General features: G+C 68.3%; 12 protein-coding genes and 1 tRNA gene. 9 read left to right on the top strand and 4 right to left on the bottom strand.

The features are described from left to right. The first annotated feature begins 99 nt into the window (after positions 1-99). The 4 genes from AB4070_RS12400 (at position 100) to AB4070_RS12385 (ending at position 2,266) form a co-directional block, all read left to right on the top strand. The gene (locus AB4070_RS12400) at positions 100-597 is read left to right on the top strand and encodes a MarR family winged helix-turn-helix transcriptional regulator (RefSeq protein WP_441980348.1); all 498 of its coding nucleotides are present in this window, start codon (positions 100-102) and stop codon (positions 595-597) included. Then, positions 594-1,397: an SDR family oxidoreductase gene (locus AB4070_RS12395; protein ID WP_441980347.1), complete on the top strand. Its 804-nt coding sequence runs from the start codon at positions 594-596 to the stop codon at positions 1,395-1,397. The genes AB4070_RS12400 and AB4070_RS12395 overlap by 4 nt, the downstream gene beginning before the upstream one ends. A 303-nt stretch (positions 1,398-1,700) precedes the next feature. Then, positions 1,701-1,967 carry a hypothetical protein gene (locus AB4070_RS12390; protein ID WP_441980346.1) on the top strand — a complete coding sequence of 89 codons (267 nt, stop codon included), beginning with the start codon at positions 1,701-1,703 and terminating at the stop codon, positions 1,965-1,967. Further along, complete coding sequence (locus AB4070_RS12385; RefSeq protein ID WP_441980345.1) at positions 1,964-2,266, top strand: hypothetical protein; 303 nt, start codon at positions 1,964-1,966, stop codon at positions 2,264-2,266. The genes AB4070_RS12390 and AB4070_RS12385 overlap by 4 nt, the downstream gene beginning before the upstream one ends. Before the next feature lie 17 nt (positions 2,267-2,283). On the opposite strand, the gene AB4070_RS12380 is transcribed toward AB4070_RS12385, so the two are convergent. Beyond that, a complete protein-coding gene (locus AB4070_RS12380) occupies positions 2,284-2,922 on the bottom strand; it encodes a hypothetical protein (protein WP_441980344.1) in 639 nt (212 codons plus the stop codon). A 145-nt stretch (positions 2,923-3,067) separates the two neighbouring features. Between AB4070_RS12380 and AB4070_RS12375 the strand changes: the two genes are divergently transcribed. Beyond that, entirely contained in the window at positions 3,068-4,036 is a 969-nt protein-coding gene (locus tag AB4070_RS12375; protein ID WP_441980343.1) for a GNAT family N-acetyltransferase, read from the top strand. Positions 4,037-4,467: 431 nt separating this feature from the next. Here the strand turns inward: AB4070_RS12375 and uriT are convergent, their stop codons facing one another. Further along, complete coding sequence (gene uriT / locus AB4070_RS12370) at positions 4,468-5,883, bottom strand: uridine transporter UriT (RefSeq protein WP_441980342.1); 1,416 nt, start codon at positions 5,881-5,883, stop codon at positions 4,468-4,470. Between the two features lie 102 nt (positions 5,884-5,985). Between uriT and AB4070_RS12365 the strand changes: the two genes are divergently transcribed. After that, a complete protein-coding gene (locus tag AB4070_RS12365; protein ID WP_441980341.1) occupies positions 5,986-7,041 on the top strand; it encodes a LacI family DNA-binding transcriptional regulator in 1,056 nt (351 codons plus the stop codon). A 3-nt stretch (positions 7,042-7,044) separates the two neighbouring features. Here AB4070_RS12365 and AB4070_RS12360 read toward each other — a convergent pair whose 3' ends face one another. Next, entirely contained in the window at positions 7,045-7,977 is a 933-nt protein-coding gene (locus AB4070_RS12360) for a nucleoside hydrolase (protein ID WP_441980340.1), read from the bottom strand. Between the two features lie 113 nt (positions 7,978-8,090). Here AB4070_RS12360 and AB4070_RS12355 point away from each other — a divergent pair, with 113 nt between their 5' ends. Then, positions 8,091-8,939, top strand: coding sequence for a ribokinase (locus AB4070_RS12355; RefSeq protein ID WP_441980339.1), 849 nt, complete (start codon positions 8,091-8,093; stop codon positions 8,937-8,939). A gap of 136 nt (positions 8,940-9,075) precedes the next feature. On the opposite strand, the gene AB4070_RS12350 is transcribed toward AB4070_RS12355, so the two are convergent. Next, positions 9,076-9,158: transfer RNA gene (locus tag AB4070_RS12350), tRNA-Leu, on the bottom strand. Positions 9,159-9,303: 145 nt separating this feature from the next. On the opposite strand from AB4070_RS12350, the gene AB4070_RS12345 reads away from it, so the two are divergent. Then, positions 9,304-10,029, top strand: a complete 726-nt coding sequence (locus AB4070_RS12345) for an FhaA domain-containing protein (protein ID WP_441980338.1) — start codon at positions 9,304-9,306, stop codon at positions 10,027-10,029. After that, positions 10,026-10,544 (top strand): FHA domain-containing protein FhaB/FipA, encoded by a 519-nt coding sequence (locus AB4070_RS12340; protein ID WP_046747993.1) that lies wholly within the window; start codon positions 10,026-10,028, stop codon positions 10,542-10,544. The genes AB4070_RS12345 and AB4070_RS12340 overlap by 4 nt, the downstream gene beginning before the upstream one ends. Positions 10,545-10,546 lie beyond the last annotated feature (2 nt).

Genomic DNA, 10,546 nt, shown 5'->3' with positions numbered 1-10,546 from the left:
TCTAGGGGACTCCTTCGTTCCTCATCCTGCCGGGGTGAGGAGCCAAGGACCGCGGGAACAAATAGTTGCCGCACGCAACTGAGCTGTTATCATGAGGTCATGGCTGTCCACGACGAGCTCGATGACATCCGTGACGCGCTGGTCCGAGTGGTCGCGGAGTGGACGCAGAGCGAGCTGCAGGTGCGGATCGCCGAGAGCGTCGACGACTCCCTCGACGCCCTCGAGGTGCGGGCCCTGTATCTGGTCGGCATGAGCGGAGGCTCCCTCGGATTCGGCCGCCTGGCCGATCGCGCAGCACTGTCGCGTCCCACCACCTCGAAGCTGGTCTCGCGCATGTCCGCTCGAGGACTCTTCGACCGGATCCGATCAGGACGCACGGTCGATGTACGACTGACGGATGCCGGCCAGGTGGCGTATGCGCGCCTCGTCGACGCCGGGCGGCAGATGGTCGGCGGAGCTCTCGCAGGGTGGTCCGTGCAGGAGATCACCCAGTTCCAGGCTCACCTCAGCCGATTCGTCGCCGCCCTCCCCGGGGCGACGCTCGCGACCATATCCCGGTCGTCCGATCCCGTCTCATCACCCCTGGAGGAAGAATGACCCGCACTTATGTCATCACCGGCGCCGCATCCGGTATCGGCGCCGCCACTGCCGAACTGCTGCGCACGCAGGGACACTCCGTCATCGGCGTCGATCTGGCCGGGGTGGAGGTCACGGGCGACCTGTCGACGCCCGCAGGCCGCCTCGCCGCCGCGGACGCGGTGATCGCGGCTGCCGACGGAGGCATCGACGCGGTCATCGCATGCGCCGGGATCTCGGCGCCCATCGCCAAGACCATGGCCATCAACTACTTCGGCGTGACCGAGTTCCTGACCGCCCTGCTGCCGAGCCTGAGCCTGGCGGACCAGCCTCGTGCCGCGGTGGTCTCCTCGATGGCGTCGTTGCAGCCCGTCTCGGCTGATCTCGTCGATGCAGCACTGAGCGGCGACGAGAACCGCGCGCTCGAGATCGGGGACCAGCTCGCCGCCACGGCGGAGGGCGGGTTCCTGAACTACTCCTCGAGCAAGCGCGCACTGTCGCGGTGGGTCCGCCGCGCGTCCGTCTCGGAGGAATGGGCCGGCGCCGGCATCCCCCTGAACGCCGTCGCACCGGGAACCGTCATCACGGCGATGACCGCCGGATTGCTCGCGAGCCCTGAGGGACTGGCGCAGGTCGACGCCGCCGTGCCGATGCCGCTGAACTACCACCAGCCCGCATCCTCGATCGCCGAGCTGCTCGTGTGGCTGACGAGCCCAGCCAACACCCATATGGCGGGCCAGACCATCTACTGCGACGGCGGAGCCGATGCCGTGCTGCGCGGCGACGACATCTGGTCCTGGAACGACGCACCGCGCCACTGATCCCTGCCAGACGAGAAGGCCCGGTCCCGTTCACGGATCGGGCCTTCTCGTCGTATCCATCACGCAGTGTCCCCCGCTTATTTTGAATGACTAAAAATAACGTGATACTGTCGGAGGGAACCGCACGGCCAGATCGTCCTTCCCTTCATCGACATCCGACAGCTCTTCGGGAAGGCACCTGGCCGCAGGACGAGCATGCCGTCCATCGGGGGCGCATCGTCCCAGGATGGCTTCGGCGTGCCCGCGCACAGGACCGAGCGCGCCCGCATCCGACGGCGCCCGGCGAGACGAGAGGAAGCACTGATGAAGGAGACCCGAGACGGCTGGAAGCCGAACCCGGTGTTCAGCTCGATGCCGCATTCGATGGGTCGAGGCTCCCGCGAAGACATCGTCTGGGAGGCTCTCGACCGGGTGAACGGCAAGCCGGCCCCCACGATGGGAACGATGCAGGCCGCGATGGGGAACGAGGCCCAGATCCGCATCGTCCATGACACGATCCGCGCCTATCTCGACGCGCACGGCCTCAACGACACCAGCGAGCTCGGTGTCCACGCCGGAGACGTCGCATGAGGGGGAGGGTCGGCAAGGCCGACCTGACGATGCGCATCCGTCCGACCGAGCTGTGCCGCACTCCGCCCCAGACACTGGACGGCGATCAGTTCATCGCCCAACTCGGCTCCGTCGGCCTCGGCAGCACGTCCTATGTGATCGGACGTCGTGACCCGCACGCCCCGGATTGGATCGTGCTCGACTACGCCACCGGAGCACACGAACGGGTGTGGAGGCAGACGGGTGAGCACACGGATGGTGTGCTCACCTACGTACTGGTCGACGACGACTCGTCGAAGGGATACGTCTCGGCTGCCTGACGATCGCTGCCTGAGGGTCATCCGCCGAAGACGACCACCGCTCCGGGCCGAGCACGCGCGGCCCGGAGCGCCACGGCGCCCAGAGCTCCGGTGGCGAGGATGCGCGTCAGGATCAGCACGTTGGAGACCATGATCATCGCGTTCTGGTCGGATACGCCACCCGACATGACGGCGACCTCCATCAGCGACCCCAGCACCACCGCGGCGAGCGCGATCGCCGGGATGGATCTCCAGGGCATCACCAGCGTGCTGCGCAGGACTCCGGCGACGATCGTCCCCGACAGCACCAGCTCCACGAGGGCGTTCACGTAGATCGGCACGGCGGAGCTGAAGTCGAACGCCGCTGTCAGCAGCAGCGGACCGATGGGCAGCCAGCCCGCGAGAAGAAAGAGGGAGACGACCGCAGCCCTCGGCAATCGCGGGGTGTCGTCACGGCGCGCAGCTCCGATCCCGGCGGCGACGAGCGCGAGGCTGAAGGCGAGGGTGGCCGCTGTCGACATCCCGACGAGAGCTTCGACATCGAGGGACCCGGGAAGACTGCGGAAGGCCGCCAGCAGAGCCGAGCCGATGAACAGCACTCCGGATGCCAGCCACCAGGGCGACCACCGCGCTGACGCGCCCTCGACCGCGATCACGGGGGAGTCAGGTCCACTCATCGCTCACCACTTCATCCTCGGGGACAGGTCCTGCACCCAGCCTCTCAGATGCCCCGGGAGCCCACGAGTCGAGCGATCGGCACAACCGCGTGGCACCCTGGATGAGGCACCGTCCGACCCCGAGCCGAGAGCGTCACGACCTTCGATGGATATCCGCATCACGCATGTCGACCCGCAGAACACCGCGCTGTTGAACCACTGGAACAGTGTGCTCCGCGACGGGTACGCGGCCGGACGCCGGAAGGTGTGGTCTCGCAGCGATGAGGCGACTCGGCGGCAGTTCCAGAACCCGCATCCGACCCGCATCTCGGTGCTGCTGCGTGCGGAGATGGACGGAGTGCCGGTGGGCGCCGCAGAGGCCCACGTGCACCCGGGAGATCCGGCCGATGTCGAGATCGCCGTTCTCGATCGCTTCCGTCGCCGTGGTGTCGCCCGCGCCCTGCTCCGCGCTGTCCGCGACGCGCTGCGCGGCACCGCCACACTCGTGCGCACCGAGACGTACTCCGAAGCGGGGGTCTCGTTCGCGCGGTCGGAGGGGCTGCGGGTCGGTATGCGCGAGAGCCGGCAGGTGGTCGACCTGCCTCTGCCCGCGGGGACCCTCGAAAGCCTGCCCGCGGCGCACCCGGACATCGAGGTGGTCTCGTGGGTCGGCGCGTGTCCGGACGAGCTGCTCGCCGACTGGGCACGGCTTCGCACGCACATGTCGGACGACGTGCCGATGGGCGAGCTCACCCGAACGGCAGCAGCTGCCGACGTCGCAGCGGTTCGCCCGAACGAGCAGCGCATGTCGGAGCAGGGGTATGCGCTCGTGCGCAGCGTCGCCCGCTTCGAGGGGAACACCGTCGGCTACACGGAGATCCTGCTCTCCCGGCCCGACCCGGCGATCGTACTGCAGGACGACACCTTCGTCGAGGAGCGGGTGCGAGGTCGCGGCATCGGCCGGGCGCTGAAGGTGGCCAATCTGCGACTGCTCATGACCCTCCCGGAGAGCTCGGCGTCACGGTTCCTGCAGACCTACACGGCGCCGACGAATGCACCGATGCTCGCCCTCAACCGATCGGTCGGCTTCACCGAGGTCGACGTCCTCACGGTTCTCGAGGGCCCCCTGGACTGACGACTCGCTCCACGTCCCGGGTCGGTTCTCCGCGTGGTCCCGGTGCCCTCGGTCAGGAGACGTGGCGTCGTCGAGGTCGGCGTCAGTTTCGGTGCCGGTGTCCGTGTCGGTGTCCGTGTGGGCGGCGAGGGATCCCGTGCTCGTGGAGGACGTCGCAGAGGGGGCGAGTGAAGCACAGGCGGCGAGCTCGAGTGCCGAGGTGCTGAGTCCGACGGCGGCGAGCGCGAGAGCGAAGCGAGGACTGGGGGTGCGTGAGGTCACGGGATGCCTTCCCTGAGGACGGGAACTTCCATCTTCGCGCCGACGACGGCGTGCGGCATCCGCCGAAGGTAGGGACGATGTCGTCCTGCAGACGGATGTTTCACGACCCACCCCTCGGAGCGACCTCGGACCCCCGCCCGGATACGGCAGGGGTCCGAGCGCTGCGTGACCTACCGGCGCAACTCAGCGCTCACCGGCTTCGGGATGAACATCGAGAACACGAGCGCGCCGACGAGGACGACGGCCCCGGTGATGAGCGCCGCGACATACCCGCCCGCCGGGACCTCTGTCGAGGCGAACGAGGTCTGCGCCGCGTAGATGACGACGAAGCTCAGCCCGGCACCGAGGTTGATGGCGCCGGTGTTCAGGCCGGGGAGCGAACCAGGGCGATCCTTCGGCGAGAGCACGACACCCAGACCGTTGAGCATGATGTTGCCGATTCCGGCGTAGGTGATGCCGACCGCGATCGAGAGGAGGAGCAGCACGAATCGCGATGAGGTCTCCACGTTGGCGACCATGAGCCCGAGGACCAGCACGGTTCCGCCCAGACCGATGCGCAGCATCGTGCGGTATCCGACCGTGGCTGCGAGCCGACCGCTGAGCGGACCCATCAGGAGCCCTGCGAGGGCGTAGGGCATCAGGATCCACAGCGACACCTCCTCCGCACTCATGGACAGGTTCATCGCGGTGTCCTGCGCGAGTGCGGGCACCACGCCGTTCATGATCGCGAAGATTCCCGACAGGGTCAGGAGAGAGGTGGCGCTCAGCGCCCAGGTCGCCCGCTGCTTCAGCTGGGGGATCGACACGAGCGGATCCGCGATCCGTCCCTCGAGCTTCCAGAAGGCGGCGAAGGAGGCGACCGCGACGATGCCGAGGACGACGACGAGCAGCAGGTCCGCGCCGGCGAGCTTGCCGAGCTCGTTGAGCGCGACGAGCATCGATCCCACCGAGACGACCAGAAGCAGCGACCCCCACCAGTCCATGCGCGGGCGGTCGTCGGCCATCGTCTCCGGGGCGAGGAGGCGCACGGTCAGGGCGGCGACGATCGCCACACCCGCCATGGTCCAGAAGATCGACGCGAAGCCGTGGTTCGTCGCCAGATATCCGCCGAGCAGAGCGTCGCCTCCGGCGATCCCTCCGTTGACGGCGGTGACGACACCGAGGAGGGTGCCGTACGCCTTCGGATCCTTCACCGCGGCCCGCAGCATGATCAGGCAGAGCGGAACCACCGGTCCCGACACGCCCTGTATCAGCCGGCCGACGAACAGCATCGGGACGTTCGTGGCCAGCGCCGCTACGACGCACCCCACGGCCATCACCACGAGCATGCCGACGAGGACCCGTCGACGTCCGATCAGATCACCCAGCCGGGGGAGGAACAGGGTGAACAGCGCGGCGGCTGTGAAGAACACCGTCTGGGTCGCGGCGATCTCGGTGGAGGTGGCATCGAGTTCTCGCTCCATCGTCACCAGCGCGGGGCTCAGCATGCTGGCGTTGAGCTGGAACGCGAGGCAGGCGGCGAGGAGGGCGATCATCAGCGCCACCACGTTCGTCCGGGTGCGAACAGCTTCTGTGTGGTTGGTCATTGCTCACTTCTTCGTGTCTGGTGGGGTGTGTGGGTCGTCGGGGGCTGATCGGGGGGGGCTGATCGCGTGCGTAATCCTTTACGCACGCCCTATCTTTGACTGATGGTGTCGACGGCGGCACCGATGGGGGGTCGAGTCGTGGTCAAGAAGGCGTCGGTCACGCTGCACGAGGTGGCAGCAGCCGCCGGAGTGTCCATCGCGACCGTCTCGCGGGCCCTGAACGGGAAGGACCGCGTCTCCGGTCGCACCGCCGAGCATGTCGCCGAAGTCGCCGAACGGCTCGGCTATCGCGTCAACCTGATCGGTCGCGGACTGCGGGCGGGCAGCGGTGCCACGATCGGCGTCGTGGTCCCGGTGATCAGCAACCCCTTCTACGGTGAGCTCATCCACCGCCTCGAAGACCATCTGCAGCGCCGCGGTTTCGATCTCGTCATCGCCGACTCGCACGGCGAGGTCGACCGCGAACGCGACCGCCTCCGCATGCTGGTCGAACGCCGCGTCGAGGGGATCTTCGTCGTGCCGTCCGACGCCGAGCTCTCGTACGACGCCGTCGCGGACACCGCCCGCAGGGTGCCACTGGTTCAGCTCGACCGCCGCGTGATCGACCTGTCCGCCGACTTCGTGGGAGTGGACAACGACGCCGGCATCGACCTCGCCGTCGACCACGTCACCTCCCGCGGAGCGCGTCGGGTCGTGCTCGTCTCGGGCAACGATGTCACCTCGGTGGGACGTGAGCGACGAGCCGCGTTCGAGGCCACGGTGCGCGCCCGGTCCCTGTCCCACGAGGACAACATCTTCGGCGAGTACCTGCTCGCCTTCGGAGAGCGGGCCGCGGAAGAGCTGCTCGCCCGCGGACCCCTTCCCGACGCGATCATCGCCGGAGACGACCTCGTCGCGGCCGGCGCCATCGCGGCGTTGAAGCGCGCGGGCAGGAGCGTTCCCTCCGATGTGCAGGTGACGGGCTTCGACGGGACGATGCTCGCCGACGTCTGCGAACCACGATTGACGACCGTCGTGCAGCCGTTCGACGAGCTCGCCCAGGAGGCGACCGAGGCCCTGGTGCGACGGATGGAAGACCCCGAGGCTCCGTACGTGCTCCGTCGCCTCGCGCCGAGTCTGCGCGTGGCCGAGTCGACGACGCCCGCCGCTACGCACTGATCCTCATGCCAGCGCGCCGACGGCGTCGGTGACCAGGTTCCAGAACTTCGACACGTCGAGGGTGATCGCGACGTCGGCGTTCGGCTCCTTGCCGAGCATGTCGTGGAGGTCGACGCAGGTCGCTCCGGCGGTGAACTCGCCCGTGGTCTCGATGTCCACGTGGCAGCGCTGCACGGAGGCGACGGCGCGGTCGATCGCGATGGCCACGGTGATGGGGTCGTGCAGAGGGCCCTCGGGCATGCCCTCCGCCTTCTCGTAGGTGCCGCAGAAGAACCGGAGCAGCTCGACGCCGAAGGCCGCGGTCTCATTGCCGACGGCCCCGATGCGCTGGATGACTTCTTCGGTGATGAGGGCCTGGTGGGAGATGTTGAGTCCGACCATCGTCAGCGGCAGTCCGGAGGCGAACACGACTGCTGCAGCCTCGGGGTCAGCCCACGCGTTGAACTCCGGGTATGCGCCCACGTTGCCGCGCCCGGTCGAGCCGCCCATCCAGATGATCTCCTTGATCTGCGACGTGACCTCGGGGTGCTGTTGCAGCAGGAGGGCGATGTTGGTCAGCGGCCCGGTCGGGATCAGCGTGATCGGCTCCGAGGCAGCGGCGAGCGTGTCGGCAAGGAAGTCGACCGCGTGACGGGCGTCGAGCGGCACTGTGGGTTCGGGGAGCACCGGACCGCCCAGCGCGTTCTCGCCGTGGATCCACGCCCCCGGGGTGAGTTCACGCGTGAGGGGCTTGTCGGCACCGGCGGCGACCGGCACGTCCGTGACCCCGGCGACCGTGAGGGCGATACGCGCGTTACGGGTCGTGTGCTCCAGATAGCCGTTGCCGCCGACGGTCGTCACACCGCGCAGGTCGATGGCGTCGTTTCCGGCTGCGAGCCAGATCGCGAAGACGTCGTCGTGGCCCGGATCGCAGTCGAGAAGGACGGGAGTGGTCATGGTGCTCCTTTGCAGATGTTCGTGCGTAAACGTTTACACTTTCTTGCAGGAACGTCAAGTCGGTTGCACCGGCGTCGTTGCCTGCCCCATCCCGCGATCCGAAAGCCGCCGCCATGATCACCCCTGTCTCTCCCTCGCTCGTCGTCGTCGGCAGCGCGAACGTCGACGTCACCGCATTCGTCGATCGCCTCCCCACCGCAGGCGAGACCGTCGCCGGCGGAAGGCTGTCCCGCGACCTGGGCGGGAAGGGGGCGAACCAGGCCGTCGCCGCCGCGAAGCTCGGCGGGAAAGTCCGCATGGTCGGCGCCGTCGGGGACGACGCAGACGGGACGTGGACCCGAGACGAGATGGGTCGGGCCGGAGTGGACACCACCGACCTCCGCGCCGTCGATGCCCCAACCGGCACGGCGCTGATCGTCGTGGATTCCGACGCCGAGAATCAGATCGCAGTGTGTCCCGGAGCGAACGATCGGGTGAGTCTCGACGGCGTGACCTTCCGAGACGACGAGGCGGTGCTCATGCAACTGGAGATCGCGCTCAGCATCGTCGAACAGGTCGCCGCGAGGGCGCCCGGCTTCATCGCCGTCAACGCCGCTCCCGCCCAGCCGCTACCCGAAGCGCTGCTGAACCGCGTCGACCTGTTCATCGTGAACGAGACCGAACGCGAGCTGATGCCCGAGCTCGCCAGGGCCGAACTCGTCGCGGTCACCTACGGCGCGGCCGGCGCCGCCCTGTATCGCCGCGGCGAGGAGATCGCCAGGGCTGACGGTATCCCCGCCGAGGCCGTGAACACGGTCGGTGCGGGGGATGCGTTCTGCGCGGCCCTCGTTCTCGCGCTGCGCGCCGGACACGCGCCGGTCGACGCCCTCGAAGCCGCGTGCGCCGTGGGGTCTGCGGCCGTGTCGCACCTCTCGTCGCAGCCGCCGTTCGAGCACCTGAGCCGGTACCTTCCGGGGCGGTAACGGGAGGCTCCGGGTCACGAATCGGGCTGTCGTACTCACGCACTGAAGCGAAGCTGACCAGGGAGAGGAGGTCCCGTCGTGGAGCCGAAAAGAAGAAGGCCCGGATTCCTGGAAGGAACCGGGCCTTTCTCAACTGTGCGCGAGGGGGGACTTGAACCCCCACGTCCTTACGGACACTGGCACCTGAAGCCAGCGCGTCTACCATTCCGCCACTCGCGCGAGTCGTCTCGTTCCGAAGAACTCAACTTCCCAAAGATATCATGCGTTTTCGGGCTCGTTGCACACTCGACGGGGGTCTTCGGCGGCGTTCCCCCAGGACACCTGGCTACGATGTCCCTACCAGCCGGCATGCCAGAGGAGCCCAGTGGGACTACTTGACAGCTTTGAGAAAGGTCTCGAGCGCGCAGTGAACAGCGCGTTCGCCAAGACCTTCCGCAGCGGCATCCAGCCCGTGGAGATCGCTTCGGCGCTGCGGCGTGAAGCCGACACGAAGGCCGCTGTCGTGAGCCGCGACCGCATCATCGCACCCAACAGCTACGTCGTTCGCCTCAGCGACGACGATGCGGAGCGGATGCGCGGGCTCGGTGGCGCTCTCACCGATGAGCTGCATGCCCTTCTCACCAAGCACGCCACGTCGCAGGGGTACAGCTTCGCCGGCCCGCTCTCGATCACCCTCGAGGCCGACGAGAAGGTCGCCACCGGCACGGTGCGTGTCAGCTCCGGCACGGTCGAGGGCCGCGTCAGCTGGCAGGCCGTGGTCGACGTCGACGGACGCCGCCACTCGATCTCGCGCGCACGCACGGTGATCGGACGCGGTTCGGATGCCGACATCACGATCGCCGACGCCGGTTCGAGCCGAAAGCACATCGAGATCCTGTGGGACGGCGAGCGCGCCATGATGCGCGACCTGGGATCCACCAACGGCACGAAGGTGAACGGTCAGAAGCTCCGCGAAGCCGCGCTTCCCACCGACACCACGATCACGATCGGACGCACCGACCTGGTGTTCCGCATCGTCCCCGTGGCCGCCTCCTCGCGTCCGACGTCCCGAGGCGACGACGCCACCCGAGCGTTCGGAGCCCTCGGGTGAGTGAACTGATCCTCCTTCTGCTCCGCATCGGGTTCCTTCTCCTGATGTGGTTCTTCGTGTTCGGGGTGGTGTACTCGCTCCGGGCCGACCTGTTCGGCGTGCGCGTGCGCAAGCTGCCCGCCGAGGCGACCGCCGGAGCCCCCGCACAGGCGGCGGCACCCGCGGCACCCGTCGCGAAGCCGGCTTCCGCCCGACCGTCCACGGGTCCGGCGACGGTCGCGACCGCCAAGCGGCTCGTGATCACCTCTGGCCCGAAGGCGGGCCTGGAGCTGCCGCTCAGCGCCGACTCCCTCACGATCGGCCGCTCCAGCGAGTCCGCTCTCGTGATCCGCGACGACTACACGTCCAGCCACCACGCCCGCCTGATGCTGCGCGGCGACGCCTGGGCGATCCAGGACCTCGACTCCACCAACGGCACCTTCGTCGCAGGCCAGCGCGTCTCCGGCTCGCCGGTCGCCCTCTCGCTCGGCACCCCCATCAAGGTGGGCGCCACGACCTTCGAGCTGCGAGCCTGACG

It is taken from the genome of Microbacterium sp. 2RAF4 (assembly GCF_052115285.1).
GTDB lineage: Bacteria > Actinomycetota > Actinomycetes > Actinomycetales > Microbacteriaceae > Microbacterium > Microbacterium oxydans.
The sequence above is the reverse complement of the archived record's forward strand: the minus strand, read 5'-3'. Positions and strand labels throughout refer to the sequence as shown.